Below are 15,686 nucleotides of genomic sequence, written 5' to 3'. Positions count from 1 at the left end.
GCTTGCGAATGGTGTCCGACACCGGTTTTCCCGAGAGGCATCCATATCCGTCAATGCCTCACGGGAAAACCGGTGTCACACACGTTTTCCGGGAAGGGCCCCGGAAAACGTGTCTGACACCGATGGGTACGACACGCACCTCGTCAGTTGATCGCCCGCTTCTCCGCGCCGGCCGCGTGATGCCACGCGGGCCAGCCTTCCTCGCGCGCCTGCGGCTGCTGAAGCTTCGCCAGCGCCAGCTTCAGCGCGCCGATCACCTCGTCCTTCGCCTCGACCCGTTCGCGCCACGTCACGTCGGCGGCCTGCCGGGCCGCCTTTTCCAGCTGGGCGATTCTTTCCAATAAGGCGATGCGGTGCTCGCAGGCCGCCAGCCGCTCGCGCAGCAGCGCCGCTTCCGCCTCGCCGGCCATCGGGCCGGTGCCCGCGTCCGGCGCATCGACCTGGCGCAGCACGGCCTGGATCGCCTTGTCCGTCGCCGCCGGCGATGCGCCGGGCGCACCCGGTTCCTCGCGGCGGCCGATTTCGCCATACGCGCGCGCCAGCGCGGCTGAATCGATCTTCAGCGCGCCGTCGGCCGTGAACACCTTGTCCAGCCTGCCCTTTTCCAGGTCGCGGTAGATCGAGGCGCGGCTGCGACGCGCTAGGCGTGCGGCTTCGGTGACGGTAAGAAGGGCCATGGCTTCGTTCGAAAAGATGAGCAGTCAAGTTGAGCAGACAAGGGGCCGCATGATGCGCCAGGGATGCCATTCCGTCAAGGCAAGATGGGCCGCGTGTGCGCCATGGCCTGGAAATCTGACGGATTTGCCGAACTGGGCCGGCCCGAGAAGCGTGGATTCGGCGTTAAAACGAATGTAACACCTGTTGTAAGTGTAAAACTTTTATTTACAGTTGTTACCAAGAAGACCAAAGCTGCTGTACAATCGGCAACACAAATATTTGAGTGGCAACAATACGGCCGCTCGTTCTTTTCCCGGCAGAAGCTGTACCCAATTCCTGTACCGCGTCCCAGGGCAACCCCGTCCGCTTTCGCATCGACCCGATGCGCCGGCTGGCATTCGAGCACACTGCATGAGCGATATCGCACTTTTCAGTACCATTCGCGTCGACGAAGACACCGCCGTCGAACTGTCCCTGCGCGACATCCTGGCCGACGCCGGCTACACCACGGCGCGCGCCATCGAAGTCATCGACCTGTCCACCGACCTGCCCGACGGCGAGACGGCCTGGGGCGATACTGCCCTGCTGGGCCTGGTCGGCGCGGACAAGATCTATGTGCGCCCCGGTGCCTGGCAGGCGAACTACAACGGCGAGTTCACCACCTTCCAGTTCATGGTCGAGGATGACGGGGGCAATTACCTGTCGCTGGAGCTGCGTGTCATCATCGATCCGGTCAACGACGCCCCGCTGGGCGTCGACAAGGACTTCACGCTGGCCAGCCATGACGCGCTGGTGCTGGACACGGCCGACTTCGGTTTTGTCGACGCCGTCGAGGGCCACGCATTCAAGTCCGTCATCATCGAATCGCTGCCGGCGGACGGCACCATCACGCTCGATGGCCAGGCCGTGGCGGCGGGCAGCGAGATCGGCGTGGCCGACATCGCCGCGGGCAGGCTCGCCTTCGTGCCGAGCGGCACCTCCGGCGGTGTCGTGGAACTGGGTTTCCACGTGCGCGACAACGGCGGCCTGGCCGGCACCGGAGCGCAGGACACCAGCGTGGCAACGAACTACCTGTCGTTCAAGGTGCCGGTGCCGGTCATCACGCCCCCCGGCGGCAATCCCGGCAGCGGCGGCGCGACCCTGGCCACGATCGGCGACACCGTCTGGGAAGACGATAACGGCAACGGTATCCAGGACGCGGGCGAAGCGGGCATCGCCGGCGTCGGCGTGGCGCTGCGCGATGCCGGCGGCAACGTCATCGAGACCACCACCACCGACGCGGACGGCCACTACCGGTTCGAAGTGGGCAATGGCACCTACGTGGTGGCGATCACGGCCCCGAAAGGTTATGTCGCCACCGCCAAGGGCGCGGGCGGCGACACCGCCGTGGACAGCGACATCGACGCGAGCGGCCTGACCGGCGCGATCACCGTCGCCAAGGGCGACGTGGTCAGCAATGCCGACGCGGGCCTGTACCGCCATGCCAGCATAAACAGCACGGTGTTCCTTGACGCCGATGCCGACGGCGCGCTGGACACCGGCGAAGCCGGCATCGCCAACGTGACCGTGAAGCTGCTCGATGCACAGGGCAACGTGGTCGCCACGGCCGCCACCGACGCGAACGGCCAGTACCAGTTCGGCGACCTGAAGCCGGGCACGTACAGCCTGCAGTTCGACGCCGCCACCCTGCCGGCCGGCGCCAGGTTCGCCTCCGGCAGCGGCACGACCAGCCAGGTGACGCTGGCGTCCGGCCAGGGCGCCGTCTTCGAGGCCCCGGCCGTGATCGAGCACGGCACCATCGCCAGCACGGTCTGGGAAGACAGGAACGGCAACGGCATGCAGGACAGCGGCGAAACCGGCGTCGCCGGCGCAACCGTGACCCTGGTGGACGCCAAGGGTGACAAGGTCGCCAGCACGACCACGGACGCGCAGGGCAACTACACGTTCACGACCGCCGCGGGCAATTACACGGTGCAGGTGGCCAAGCCGGCCGGCTACACCTTTACTGGCCAGGATGCGGGCACGAACGATGCAGTCGACAGCGACGTCGATGCCACCGGCACCTCGGCCCTCTTCACGGTGCGGGCCGGCGCGACGACCGATCCGGCCGATGCCGGCGTGTACCGCGCGGCCTCGCTGGGCAACAAGGTGTGGTTCGACTGCGATGGCGACGGCATCCAGGATGCCGGCGAGAGCGGCATCCAGGGCGCCAGGGTGACGCTGCTGGACGCGGCGGGCAAGGCGATCGCCGCCACCACCAGCGATGCCAACGGCCTGTACGCCTTCACGGGCCTGAAACCGGGCACCTACAGCGTGCAGTTCGATACCTCCGCCCTGCCGGCGGGCTACGTGGTGACGAAACAGAACGCCGGGAGCGACGACGCCCGCGATTCCGACATCGACGCCAGCGGCCGGTCGCAGCAGGTCACGCTGGTCTCCGGCGAGAACAACACGAGCGTGGACGCCGGCGTTGCGCAGGCCGCGACCATCGGCGACCGCGTCTGGCTCGACAGCGATGCCGACGGCGCGCAGGACAGCGGCGAAGCCGGCGTGGCCAACGTGCTCATGACCCTGAGAGACGCGGGCGGCGACGTCGTGGCGACCACCAGGACCGACGCCTACGGCTACTACAAGTTCTTCGCCGCCGCCGGTACCTACAGCGTGAGCATGCAGACGCCGGACGGCTACGCCGTGACCAGGCAGTATGCCACCTGGTCGTCCAGCGACAGCAATGCCGACGCGCGCGGCAACCTGGGCAGCGTTACCGTCGGGGCGGGCGACGTGGTGAAATCGCTGGATGCCGGCCTGGTGCAGGCGGCGATCCGCAGCACGGTGTGGGAAGACAGCGACTTCGACGGCGTGCAGGATGCCGGCGAATGCGGCATCGGCGGCGTGACCGTCAAGCTGTACGACGCCAACCACGTGCTGAAGGCCACCACGGTCACCGCGGCCGACGGCAGCTATGCGTTCGGCAAGCTGGCCGCCGGCGCCTACAGCGTGGAAGTGACGCGCGCGGCCAACTGGCATGTGACCAAGGCGAACGTGGGGTCGGACAGCCTCGATTCCGACTTCACCAACCTCTCCGCCACGTCTTCCGTGGCCGGCAGCGGCGTGTTCCAGCTGGCCGCGGGCCAGCAGAAGACCGACCTGGACGCGGGCCTGTACCGCAAGGCCAGCATCGGCGACAAGGTATGGCGCGACGCCAACCACAACGGCGTGCAGGACACGGGCGAGGAAGGCATCGGCAGGATCAAGGTCATGCTCTATGAAGCCGGCAGCAACAAGCTGCTGGCCAGCACCACGACGGATGCGCGCGGCAGCTACCTGTTCAGCAACCTCGATCCGGGCAGCTACTACCTGAAGTTCGACAAGACCGACGTGCGCTTCACCGACAGCCGGGGCTACACGTATGCCATGAACGACTGGAAGTGGGGCGTCAAGAACGCCGGCAGCAACGACGCCGCCGACTCCGACGTGAACGGCGACGGCATCGGCAAGGTGAACGTGACGCGCACCGATGCGACGTTCCTGTCCTCCGGCGAAAACGACATGAGCTGGGACGCGGCGATCACGCCGATCGCGATCGACCTGGATGGCAACGGCATCCACACCATCGCGCGCGCCGATTTCGCCGGCAGCTTCGACCTGCTGGGCACGGGCAGCGCGATCAAGTCGGGCTGGCTGTCGTCCGGCGACGCCTTCCTGGCCATCGACGCCAACGGCAACGGCCGGATCGACGATATTTCCGAGCTGTTCGGCGGCGCCAGCAAGGGCAGCGGCTTTGCCAAGCTGGCTTCGTTCGACAGCGATGGCGATGGCTTCGTGACGGCATGCGACGCGCAATTCGGCACGCTCACGCTGTGGCGGGATGCCAACAGCAACGGCGCCACCGACGCGGGCGAGCTGGTCTCGCTGGCCGCTGCGGGCGTGACATCGCTGGCCGTCGCGTTCGAGGAACTGCCGTTCCTGGACGCCAACGGCAACCTGCATCTGGAACGCAGCAGCGCCACCGTCAACGGCCACGACGTATCGATGACGGACGTGTACTTCAACGTGGCGGCCGGCGACGCGGCCGCCGCCGGCATCGACGCGGCGAACATGGCCCAGCTGATCGGCCAGACCGCCACCGTCGTCGCCTGACGCCGCATCATGACAGGCCGGTCCCGCGGGACCGGCACCACGACAACCATACCGATAACACACATGAACCACACCATCCTGAAACTGTCCGCCTTCGCCCTGGGCGCCGCCATGCTCTCGACCGCCAGCGCAGGCACTGTCCAGACGCACCTGGGTGCCTCCGTCTCGCTGCGCACCACCTCCAACTTCACCACCGCACGGACGATCAGCCTGCAGACCTGGGATGTGACGACCCCGGACGGCAAGGTCTTCCAGGCCCTGTGCGTGGAACCGGGCATTGCGCTGAACGTCGACACCGCCAACCATTCCTACGATGGCACTTTCAGCTTCGCGGCGAGCAAGCAGGGCGCGATCTCCCGGCTGTACTCGCATTACTACTCCGGCATCGGCGGCACCGACGCGGGTTCCGTCACCGAGAGCCTGAGCTTCCAGCTGGCGCTGTGGGAGCTGAACAACGACGACGCCAACCTGAGGACCGGCACGCTGTCGTTCGGGTGGGACAACGGCAAGGGCACCTGGAACGGCACCAACCGCTCCGAGAACTACGTGTACCTGAACCGCGCCGCGCAAATGATCGGCTACGCGACCACGTCGACCGATCCGGTCGAGCAAGATTACAGGTTCACGCAGTACACCATGACGGGATCGCAGACGATCGTGGTGGCGACGGCCGTGCCGGAACCAGCCACCTACGGCATGCTGGGCCTGGGCCTCGGCCTGGTCGGCTTCGCCGCGCGCCGCCGCGCCAGGGGCTGATACGGGACGCCGGCGTCGCTGGTGTCCCGACTGGTGTCGGACACCTTCAGGTCGGTCCGCCGCAGCGGTGGAACGCCGGTTTTCTCGTCCTCGATCAGGGATATTCGCCGAAAACCCGGCGCCGCCGGCTCCTGCGCATTTCGCCGACTCTTGAGGTTTCGCCTCAGTCGAGATCGGCCGCGCTGTGCCGCTCCGGCACCTGGCGCTCGCCCTGCAGCCGGTTAACGCGCCGGCCGCGCTGCACGGCCGGCCGCGCCGCCACTTCGTCGGCCCAGCGCCGCACGTTCGCGTACTCGTGCACGGCGAGGAATTCGCCGGCGCCATACAGCTCGCCCAGCACCAGCAGGCCATACCAGGGCCAGATCGCCATGTCGGCGATCGTGTATTCGTCGCCGGCCACGAAGCGCTGCGCTGCCAGCTGGCGGTCCAGCACGTCGAGCTGGCGCTTGGTTTCCATCGCATAGCGGTCGATCGGGTATTGCAGCTTTTCCGGCGCGTAGGCATAGAAGTGGCCGAAGCCGCCGCCGACGAACGGGGCGGAACCCATCTGCCAGAACAGCCAGTTCAGCGTTTCCGTGCGAGCCCGCGTTTCCTTCGGCAGGAAGGCGCCGAACTTCTCGGCCAGGTAGACGAGGATGGAACCGGATTCGAACACGCGCAGCGGCTCGGCGCCGCCGCGATCCACCAGCGCGGGAATCTTCGAATTCGGATTCACCTCCACGAAACCGCTGCCGAACTGCTCGCCCTCGCCGATGCGAATCAGCCAGGCGTCGTACTCGGCGCCCGCATGGCCGGCGGCCAGCAGCTCTTCCAGCAGGATCGTCACCTTCTGGCCGTTCGGCGTGCCGAGCGAATACAGTTGCAGCGGGTGCTCGCCGACCGGCAGTTCCTTGTCGTGCGTGGCGCCCGCCACGGGGCGGTTGATGTTGGCGAACGTGCCGCCGGACGAGGCCGGAGGGGTCCAGACGGCGGGGGGTACGTATTGCGTCGTGTCACTCATGCGTTGTCTCTCCTTGTGCGGGTGATGGCCGCGGTGGCGCGGCCGTCGGAATGCTAGTTTGGCATGGCTGGGAAAAACGCGTACGGCGCCGGATTTCGCCCCGTGGGCCGGTAGCGCATCCAATCACCCCGACAGCTCCGCCCGCGCCCCTAAGCCGCCCGCACCGCCCTTCGCTCCATCGTCTGCAAGTCCAGCGGCCGCGTCAGCCGGTAGCGCGCCAGCGCGGCGGCGCCCACGGCGACGGCGTCGGCGCCGAAGTGCGAGGTGCGCAGCTCGGGCGGGGTCAGCATCGCCGCATCCGCATAGCCGGCCAGCGTCGCGCGCGCCGGGCCGATCAGCGCGTCGCCCAGCCGCAGCGCGGGGCCGCCGATCACGATCGCCATCGGGTCGAAGCCGGCCCACAGGTTGTTCAGCAGGATGCCCAGCTGGCGCCCGGCCGCGGCGACCGCCGCGCAGGTCGAGGGCGCGCCGTCGGCCGCCCGTTTGTACAGCCGCTCCAGTGCCGCATAGCTGGGCGCTTCGTCGCCCAGCAGCGTGGCCAGGCCGATCAGCGCGTCGGCGCAGCCGCGCCGCCCGCACGAGCAGCGCGGGCCGTCGGCCTGCAGGATCGCGTGGCCGACTTCGCCGCCGAATCCGTTCACCCCCGTGAGCAGGCGGTCGCTGACGATGATCCCGGCCCCCACGCCGTAACTGATCGACAGGTAGATCAGCGGATCGCCCACTGCCTCGCCGGCGAATTCGAATTCCGCCAGCGCGGCCACATTGGCTTCGTTCTGCATGTACAACGGCAGGCCTTGCAGCACGGTGCCCGTGAAATGGTGTTCGACCTGGGCGCGCACGTCCACATTGCGCCAGCCCTGGTGCGGGGCGTGGCGCAGCACGCCCGTGTGTTCGTCGAAGGCGCCGTGCAGGCCGATGCCCAGGCCCAGCACGCGGCGCGCGCCGCCGGGGAACGAGGCGCGCGCCAGGCGCCGCGCCTGCCGTACCATCGCCTGCGCGGTCAGGCGAATGCACGATGCCGGGTCGTGCGCGTCGTCGTAGTCGATGATGCGGGAGTCGAGCACCTCGCCCAGCAGGTTGGTGGCCAGCACGCGCGCCTCGTCCACGCCCACCTCGGCACCGATCAGGGCCAGCCGCCCGGGGTCGAGGTGCAGCGGGGTGGCGCGGCGCCCTACTTCGCCCGTCACGAGCAATGCGCTTTCGGTGAGCCAGCCTTCGTCCATCAGTTCGCGCACCAGCTGGCTGACCGTCGACTTGGTCAGGCCCAGCACGTCCGCCAGCGCCGCGCGCGACAGGCCTGGCTGCGCACTGACCTGGCGCACGAGGGCCATCCGGTTCAATTGTTTCAGGAGTTGCTGGTCACCGGTGACGGGCATGGCGGGTGGGTGGTCGGTTGCGTTGTGCGGATTATGCAACACTCATCGCCCTCCTGCCAAAGGCCGGGTGCCGCGAAATTCGCGGACCGGCAAAAAATAGTACACAAATGGACACGTTTCCAGAAGTGCTTGATTTTGCGGTGAAATCGATTTCTTGGAAAACGTTTTTCGCCCTCAAGAGCCTTGTCCTGAACCCCCATCGATCACGTAAATCATTGGTCTATCGAGGCTTTTTCACGGAATTGACACAAATTTTATTTGTTCGCCCGATTGACCAAATACGACAATTTTCTTACTCTTGCGTAAATGTCGCCCGGTCGGCAATGTTGCGCAGACAGCATGCGGCCGGGCGGAGTCCCACGGTGATCGGAACGTTGGGACAGATGAGTTGGTAGTACCAATGCCGCCGCAACCTCGCCCTGGGGGGCGGCGTTCTACATCAGAGAGGAGACACCGTGCTGTACAGCAAGAAGGGCCCGCGCGCCCCCCATGAGACCCCCAATACCCGGCACCGCCTGATCGCCATCGCCGTTGCCGGCGCCTGCGCCACCCTGATGGCGCCGGTTCATTCGCAGGAAGCCACCCAGGCCACGCCCGCCACCGCCCAGGCGGCGGCAGCGGTACCGATGGTTGCCCAGGACGCGAACACCAGCGCGGCCGGCAATGTCGCCGACCCGACCAGCCCCGCGACCGTCGTCGTCAAGGGCATCCGCGCGTCGATGCAGTCGACGCTGAACCTGAAGCGCAATTCCGACGGTATCGTCGACGGCATCGTGGCCGACGACATCGGCAAGTTCCCGGACACCAACCTGGCCGAATCGCTGCAGCGCATTTCCGGCGTGTCGATCGACCGCAACCGCGGCGAAGGCGCGCAGGTCACGGTGCGCGGCGTCGGCCCGGACCTGAACATGGTGCTGCTGAACGGCCGCCAGATGCCTACCTCGAACCTGGGCGACCTGGCCGGCCGCGCGTTCGACTTCTCGAACCTGGCTTCGGAAGCCGTCTCGCAGATCCAGGTGTACAAGAGCTCGCGCGCCGACACGCCGCCCGGCGGCATCGGCGCCACGCTGAACATCATGACCGCCCGCCCGCTGGAACTGGGTAACCAGGCCAGCGTGGGCGTGAAGGCCGTGTACGACACGTCGAACGACAACCTGCCGAAGGAAGACGCGGCCAAGCGCTCGTATACCCCGGAGATCTCCGGCATCTACAGCACCACCTGGGGCGACGGCATGTTCGGCGTCTCCGTCTCGGCCAGCTACCAGGAGCGCAACCTGGGCGTGAACCAGGCGCAGATCACCAACGGCTGGAAAGGTCCGTACACGCCGACCCAGACGGGGATCACGGGCCCGATCCCCCTGCCCGGCGCCCCCGGCTCGGAGAACATCACGAACCGCCCGGACGGCAGCGACGTCTATTCGGTGCCGCAGAACATCTCGTACTTCATGCGCGGCTCGCAGCGCCAGCGCACCAACGGCCAGCTGACGTTCCAGTTCCGCCCCAACAAGGACCTGACGACGACGCTGGACTACACGTACTCGCAGAACAAGATCCAGACCAAGTACCACGAGCTGTCCGCGTGGTTCAATCACGGCCCTTCCGTGTCGAGCTGGACCGACGGCCCGGTGGCGTCGCCGATCTTCTACCAGGAGAACGTGGCGAACCAGGATATCGCCATGAACGGCGGCGACTTCGCCACCAAGAGCGAGAACAAGTCGATCGGCTTCAACGCGCAGTGGAAGGCCTCGCGCGACCTGCGCCTGACGTTCGACGCGCATCACTCCACCGCCGTGTCGCAGAAGGACAGCCCGTTCGGTTCCAACAACGACCTGGCAACCGTCAGCTTCAGCCGCGGCAACACCCGCGTGGACTTCACCAACGAGATGCCGGTGCTGTCGATCGAAGGTGCCGACTTCAACCGCGCGCCGATGCAGGTCACCGGTTCCTGGTTCCAGGACGGCTACCAGAAGATGGAGATCGACCAGGCCCAGGCCGGCGGTCGCCTGAAGCTGTGGGAAGCGTCGGAGCTGAACTTCGGCCTGTCGCTCACGAACGTGAAGAACCGCTCGGCCTTCCAGCAGGTGCAGAGCGACTCGTGGGACGGCGCCACGTCGCCGGCCGACTATCCGCAATCGATGTTCCGCCCCGACTCCCTCGGCCAGTACTTCGACAAGCTGGGCGGCCACGACAATCCGGCCCTGTTCCAGCAGATCCACCTGTTCGACTTTGCGGCGATGCGCCAGCGGGTGTCGGATGCGACGGGCAAGCCGGCGCTGTACCTGCCGAGCCTGGCCGATCCGGACTACGACCGCCGCACGACGGAGAAGAGCCGCGCGCTGTACTTCCAGCTGAACACGGAGTGGGATACCCCCATGCCGATGCATACCGGTATCGGCGTTCGCTACGAAAAGACCGACGTCTACTCGACCGCGCTGTCGCAGACCGTGGCCGGCGTGAACTGGCGCTCGCAGAACGAACTGCCGTTCGTCTTTGCCGGCAAGGAGTTCACGAGCATGAAGGGCAAGTACCACCACTTCCTGCCGAGCCTGGACTGGGACATGAACGTGCGTGACGACTTCAAGGTGCGCGCCAGCTACGGCTGGACCATCGGCCGCCCGCGCTACGACCAGATCCAGGGCGGCACGAACATCAGCCCGACCGGCAACATCAACTACGGCACCGGCACGCGCGGCAACCCGGCGCTGGAACCGGTCAAGTCGAAGAACCTGGACCTGTCGGCCGAGTGGTACTACGACCGCCAGAGCGTGGTCTCGCTGGGCCTGTTCCACAAGTCGCTGTCGAAGTATGCGGGCCAGAGCGTGAACATGGAAACGTCGCCGAACGTGACGACGCCGGTGGGCGGCGCCTACTGGAACGCCGCGCTGGCGTCGGGCTGCATCAGTACCGACACCACCTGCATCCGCAACTTCATCTTCCGCAATTTCCGTGGCCAGGAAGGCGTGGTGTGGGAAGGCACGAACGAGTTCGGCAACGAAACGGGCATCATCAGGGGCATCGCCGGCAATCCGCTGGTGCAGTACCAGATCACCTCGTTCGTCAACGAGAAGTCGGCCAACGTGAAGGGCGCGGAAATCAACGTGCAGCACATGTTCGGCAACAGCGGCTTCGGCTTGCAGGCCAACTACACCTACGTGAAGTCCAATCTGGCGTTCAACAACGCCGGCTCGGGCAACCAGTTCGCGCTGGTGGGCCTGTCCGATTCGGCCAACGTGATCGGCATCTTCGAGAACGACAAATGGTCGATCCGGGCGGCGTACAACTGGCGCGACGAGTTCCTGTCCTCGGTCACCGACCAGGCGGGTTCCAATCCCCAGTACGTGGAACCGTATGGCCAGGTCGACCTGTCGATCGGCTACAACCTGACCAAGAACCTCACCTTGCAGTTCGAGGGGATCAATCTGAACGACGAGACGCAACGCGTGCATGGCCGCACCAAGATGATGGTGCTGTCGGCCACGCAGGGCGGTCCGCGCTACATGCTGGGCGCGCGATACAAGTTCTGATGTCGTGACCGGAACGGGAGCGCCGCGCGCTCCCGGGAAACGGCCGTCGTGGGACGGCCGTTTCCGTTTTGCATCAATTGACGGAAAAGTACGTTACAAACTGATACTTATCAGTAAACCAATGTACAATGGTGGTGCGTAGCGCATGTTCCATGCGAGTTCGTCAACGCCAGAAAGACCCCGTGCCCTCCCACGACCTGCCCCACCCTCGCCTCGAGATCGACCGCCAGCGCGCGGAATTCGTCGACGCGGCCGTCGAAGGCCGTTTCAACCGCCACCACCTGCCGGAACGCTCCGCCCAACTCAAGCTCAGCCTGCTGTTCTGCGCCGCGTTCTACGTGGCATTCGGCGCGACCGACGTGGCCACGCTGGGCGCCACGCCCACGGCATGGCTGATGGTCGCGTTGCGCGTGCTGGTGGCGCTGGCGGCCGGCGCATGCTGGCTGGCGATCGCTCGCCGGCCCGAATCGGTGCGCCTGGCCGTGCTCTCGGCCTGTGCCGTCGAGATACTGGGCCTGGCGGTGTTCATGGTGCTGTGCTGGTACCAGCCCACCGCCATGACGTGGAACGTGATGTCCCAGGCGCTGATCCTGATGGCGATCTACATCGCCATCCCGAACCGTTTCGTGTATGCCGTGTGGATTGCCGCCGGCTCGTCGGTCGTGTTCTGCGCGATGCTGCTGTTCCAGGGTTTCCTGAAGCTGGACGACATCGTCGCCCTCGTGCTGCTGCTCGCGCTCGGCAATACCCTCGGCTACATCGGTGCGCGGCGCTTCCACCTGGCCCAGCGCGAGGAATTCCGTTCCGCCATCCTGCTGCAGCAGCTGGCCGACCGCGACCCGCTGACCGGTTGCTACAACCGCCGCGTGCTGCAGAAAGGCTTGCTCGATGCCGAGCTGGCGCGCGCGCGCCGCTACGGCACCGCGCTCTCGGTGATCCTGTGCGACATCGATCATTTCAAGCGCATCAACGACACCCACGGCCACGCCGCCGGCGACCACGTGCTGCAGGAATTCGGCGGCCTGCTGCTGGCCATGACGCGGGAAACCGTCGACAGCGTGGTGCGCTACGGCGGCGAGGAATTCCTAGTGGTGCTGCCCGAGACCGACCTCGAAGGCGCCCGCGCGCTGGCCGAACGGGTGCGCCATGCGTTCGGCAGCACCGGCAGCGCCGTCGAATTCGGCCAGTTCGTCACCGCCACCGCCAGCTTCGGCATCGCCGCCGTGCCGGCGCTGTACCCGGACGCGCCGGAAACCCCGGCCGTGCTGATCGAGGCTGCCGACGCGCAGCTGTATGCCGCCAAGCGTGGCGGCAGGAATTGCGTACGGGGCGCCGTGGTGACGGGAGAGCGCCTGCAGTCGATGGCGTGACGTGTCCCTGGTGTCGGACACATTTTCCGGGCGGGTTTCCCGGAAAATGTGTCCGACACCGGTTTTCCCATGAGGCGTCACGGCTGGTGTCGCACACTTTTTCCGGATGAAGCCCCGGAAAAAATGTCCGACACCGAGGCCTCAGACGTCCCGCGGCGGAATCGCTCCCCGGTGCGCCAGCTTGGCGGCGGCGACCCGGTTCGCGATGCCGGCTGCCGCCACCGGCGCTTCGCCGCGCAGCAGCGCGGCCAGGTAGGCGCCGTTCCAGGCGTCGCCGGCGCCGGTCGTGTCGACCACCGTGGCCGGCACCGCGGGCACCGCGGTGCGCTCGCCCCGCAGCCACACCTCGCAGCCGGCCTCCCCGTGCTTGACCACCACATGATCGACCAGCTCCTGCGGAGCGCCCGGCAGGATGCCGGCATCGGCCGGCAGGCTGGGAAGCAGGATATCCACCCAGGGCAGCAGCTCGGCGCAGGCGACGCGCGCGGCCTCCGGATTCCCCCACAGGCGCGGCCGGTAATTCGGATCGTAGGCGACCGCCACACCGTGCGCGCGGGCGGCGCGGGCGGCGGCCAGCGTGGCGGCCCGTGCACCCGGCGAGATCGCCTGCGTGATGCCCGACAGCAGCAGGCAGCGCGCCGATGCGATGAAGGCGGCGTCGATCTCGGCGGCCGTCAGGTGCGCGGCGGCGCTGCCGGCGCGGCGGTATGTGAACGAACGTTCGCCCTGCGCGTCGAGCGAAATGAAATACACGCCGTTCTCGCCCGGCACCAGCGGCGCATGGCTTGCATCGATGCCCTCCTCCGCCCAGGCGGCGCGCAGGCCGGCGCCGAACGGATCGTCGCCCACGCGGCTGAGGAAGGCCGTGCGGGCACCCTGGCGCGCGGCCGTCACGAGGGAATTGAGCACGTCGCCGCCATAGGCCTTGCTGAAGCGGACCGCGTGCGCCAGCGGCTCGGTGGCGTTGAATTCGACCATGCACTCGCCCAGCCCGGCAAGGTCGAAGCGGCGCCCGGCAGCCGCGGGAATGTGTGTGCTCATATGGTGGCAGTCGCTCCAGAATGGTGGCCGGCGGTAACGCTACCACCGTTTGCCGCCGGCGCAAAGTTTTTTGTGCGCCGGGCCGCCACGCAGTCGCGTATAACTGTCGTCCACAGGCCGCTGCCATCCGGCAAGCCGCCGCCAGGAGACGAACCATGAATATTGCCAACCTCGGTATCGGCAAGCGCCTCATGCTGGGCTTTGCCGTCGTGTGCGTGATGCTGGTCGCGATGGTCCAGCTGTCGAACGTGATGCTGGCGCACGTGAACAGTGGCACCGATGAAATCGTCAACAACCGCATGCCCAAGATCGAGGCGACGAACCGGCTGCTGGCCGAGGTGAACGATATCGCGATCGCGCTGCGCAACATGATGTTGAACGACCATCCCGAGGACAGGCAGCGGCAGACGGCCGAGGTGGCGTCGTCGCGCCAGGCCATGAACGACCTGTTGCGCGAACTCGACGCGACGCTGCAGCACCCCAAGGCGCGCGACCTGCTGCGCCAGATGCGCGCCGAGACCGAGCGCTATATCGCCGGCCAGGAAACGCTGATCGGCCATATCAACAGCGGCGCCGACGAGGCAGCGCGCGGCTTCCTCGTGAACGAGCTGCGGCCCCTGCTGGTGCGCCTGAAGGAAGCCGCCAACGAACAGGCCGCGCTGCAAAAGCAGATCAGCGCCGCCGCGGCCGCCGAGGCCGCGCGCACTTACGTCAACACGCGCAACCTGATGTGGGGCCTGGGCGTCACCGCCGTGGCACTGGCCATGCTGGTGGCCTGGTGGATCACCCGGTCCATCACCGGCCCCGTCAGCCAGGCGCTGGGCGTGGCCAACACGGTGGCGGCAGGCGACCTGACGAGCCGCATCGATGCCGACAGGCGCGACGAGATGGGCGAGCTGCTGCGCGCGCTGCGCCGGATGAACGAGAGCCTTGCCGCCACCGTGGCCACGGTGCGCCGCGGTACCGACATCATCGCCACCGCGGCGGCCGAAGTGGCCACCGGCAGCCAGGACCTGTCCTCCCGCACGGAGCAGCAGGCCAGCGCGCTGGAGCAGACGGCATCGTCGATGGAACAGCTGGCGTCCACGGTCAAGCAGAATGCCGACAATGCGCGCCAGGCCAACACGCTGGCAGCCGCCGCGTCGGAAGTCGCTTCGCGCGGCGGGACCGTGATCGGCCGCGTGGTCGGCACGATGGACGAGATCCGCGCCTCGGCCAGCCGCATCGGCGACATCACCGGGGTGATCGACGGCATCGCGTTCCAGACCAATATCCTTGCCTTGAACGCGGCGGTCGAAGCGGCGCGCGCGGGTGAACAGGGCCGCGGATTTGCCGTGGTGGCTTCCGAGGTGCGCGCCCTGGCGCAGCGCTCGGCCGCGGCGGCGAAGGAAATCAAGGAATTGATCGGCGAGTCGACCGGCAAGGTCGAGGCGGGCAGCCAGCTGGTCGGCGAGGCCGGCGACACGATGCGCGAGATCGTCGACAGCGTGCGGCGCGTTACCGACATCATGGCCGAGATCTCGTCGGCCAGCGCCGAGCAGTCGGCCGGCATCGAACAGATCAACCGCGCCGTCGTGGAAATGGATGCGGTCACGCAGCAGAACGCGGCGCTCGTCGAACAGGCCGCCGCCGCGTCGGAATCCATGCGCGAGGAGGCGGCGCGGCTGGCCCAGGCCGTGGCGGTGTTCCGCATCGAAGGGGGCGCGGTGGCGGCACCGCGCGCGCACCCCGCGCAAGCCTTGCGGCTCAGGTAGCAGCGCCGCTCAGGTGGCGGTGTTCCGCATCGAAGGGGGCGCGGTGGCGGCACCGCGCGCAAGCCTTG

9 protein-coding genes are annotated in these 15,686 nt (G+C 67.2%); 5 read left to right on the top strand and 4 right to left on the bottom strand.

Annotated elements, in window-relative coordinates; translation table 11 throughout:
• Positions 1-143 precede the first annotated feature (143 nt).
• Positions 144-677, bottom strand: coding sequence for a hypothetical protein (locus tag V6Z91_RS21595; RefSeq protein WP_338760992.1), 534 nt, complete (start codon positions 675-677; stop codon positions 144-146).
• A 391-nt stretch (positions 678-1,068) separates the two neighbouring features.
• Between V6Z91_RS21595 and V6Z91_RS21590 the strand changes: the two genes are divergently transcribed.
• Positions 1,069-4,797: an SdrD B-like domain-containing protein gene (locus V6Z91_RS21590; protein ID WP_338760990.1), complete on the top strand. Its 3,729-nt coding sequence runs from the start codon at positions 1,069-1,071 to the stop codon at positions 4,795-4,797.
• Between the two features lie 63 nt (positions 4,798-4,860).
• A complete protein-coding gene (locus tag V6Z91_RS21585) occupies positions 4,861-5,553 on the top strand; it encodes a PEP-CTERM sorting domain-containing protein (RefSeq protein ID WP_338760987.1) in 693 nt (230 codons plus the stop codon).
• A gap of 163 nt (positions 5,554-5,716) precedes the next feature.
• Here the strand turns inward: V6Z91_RS21585 and yghU are convergent, their stop codons facing one another.
• Both yghU and V6Z91_RS21575 read right to left on the bottom strand, forming a co-directional pair.
• Positions 5,717-6,553 (bottom strand): glutathione-dependent disulfide-bond oxidoreductase, encoded by an 837-nt coding sequence (gene yghU, locus V6Z91_RS21580; RefSeq protein ID WP_338760985.1) that lies wholly within the window; start codon positions 6,551-6,553, stop codon positions 5,717-5,719.
• Between the two features lie 149 nt (positions 6,554-6,702).
• Positions 6,703-7,971 (bottom strand): ROK family transcriptional regulator, encoded by a 1,269-nt coding sequence (locus V6Z91_RS21575; protein ID WP_338760983.1) that lies wholly within the window; start codon positions 7,969-7,971, stop codon positions 6,703-6,705.
• 413 nt (positions 7,972-8,384) lie between these two features.
• Here V6Z91_RS21575 and V6Z91_RS21570 point away from each other — a divergent pair, with 413 nt between their 5' ends.
• Both V6Z91_RS21570 and V6Z91_RS21565 read left to right on the top strand, forming a co-directional pair.
• Positions 8,385-11,453, top strand: a complete 3,069-nt coding sequence (locus V6Z91_RS21570; RefSeq protein ID WP_338760980.1) for a TonB-dependent receptor — start codon at positions 8,385-8,387, stop codon at positions 11,451-11,453.
• Between the two features lie 152 nt (positions 11,454-11,605).
• Positions 11,606-12,823, top strand: coding sequence for a GGDEF domain-containing protein (locus V6Z91_RS21565; protein ID WP_338760977.1), 1,218 nt, complete (start codon positions 11,606-11,608; stop codon positions 12,821-12,823).
• Positions 12,824-12,964: 141 nt separating this feature from the next.
• Here V6Z91_RS21565 and V6Z91_RS21560 read toward each other — a convergent pair whose 3' ends face one another.
• On the bottom strand, positions 12,965-13,864 hold the full coding sequence (locus tag V6Z91_RS21560) for a sugar kinase (protein ID WP_338760974.1): 900 nt from the start codon (positions 13,862-13,864) through the stop codon (positions 12,965-12,967).
• A gap of 155 nt (positions 13,865-14,019) precedes the next feature.
• Between V6Z91_RS21560 and V6Z91_RS21555 the strand changes: the two genes are divergently transcribed.
• Positions 14,020-15,618 carry a methyl-accepting chemotaxis protein gene (locus V6Z91_RS21555; protein WP_338760971.1) on the top strand — a complete coding sequence of 533 codons (1,599 nt, stop codon included), beginning with the start codon at positions 14,020-14,022 and terminating at the stop codon, positions 15,616-15,618.
• Positions 15,619-15,686: the final 68 nt, after the last annotated feature.

The organism is Massilia sp. METH4, assembly GCF_037094685.1.
Lineage (GTDB): Bacteria > Pseudomonadota > Gammaproteobacteria > Burkholderiales > Burkholderiaceae_D > Rugamonas.
This window is presented reverse-complemented; position numbering and strand designations above follow the sequence as displayed.

Bases quoted from the DNA above. Each gene is read 5' to 3' on its own strand.
- V6Z91_RS21595 (WP_338760992.1), bottom strand. From the start codon at position 677: ATGGCCCTTCTTACCGTCACCGAAGCCGCACGCCTAGCGCGTCGCAGC.
- V6Z91_RS21590 (WP_338760990.1), top strand. From the start codon at position 1,069: ATGAGCGATATCGCACTTTTCAGTACCATTCGCGTCGACGAAGACACC.
- V6Z91_RS21585 (WP_338760987.1), top strand. From the start codon at position 4,861: ATGAACCACACCATCCTGAAACTGTCCGCCTTCGCCCTGGGCGCCGCC.
- yghU (WP_338760985.1), bottom strand. From the start codon at position 6,553: ATGAGTGACACGACGCAATACGTACCCCCCGCCGTCTGGACCCCTCCG.
- V6Z91_RS21565 (WP_338760977.1), top strand. From the start codon at position 11,606: ATGCGAGTTCGTCAACGCCAGAAAGACCCCGTGCCCTCCCACGACCTG.
- V6Z91_RS21560 (WP_338760974.1), bottom strand. From the start codon at position 13,864: ATGAGCACACACATTCCCGCGGCTGCCGGGCGCCGCTTCGACCTTGCC.
- V6Z91_RS21555 (WP_338760971.1), top strand. From the start codon at position 14,020: ATGAATATTGCCAACCTCGGTATCGGCAAGCGCCTCATGCTGGGCTTT.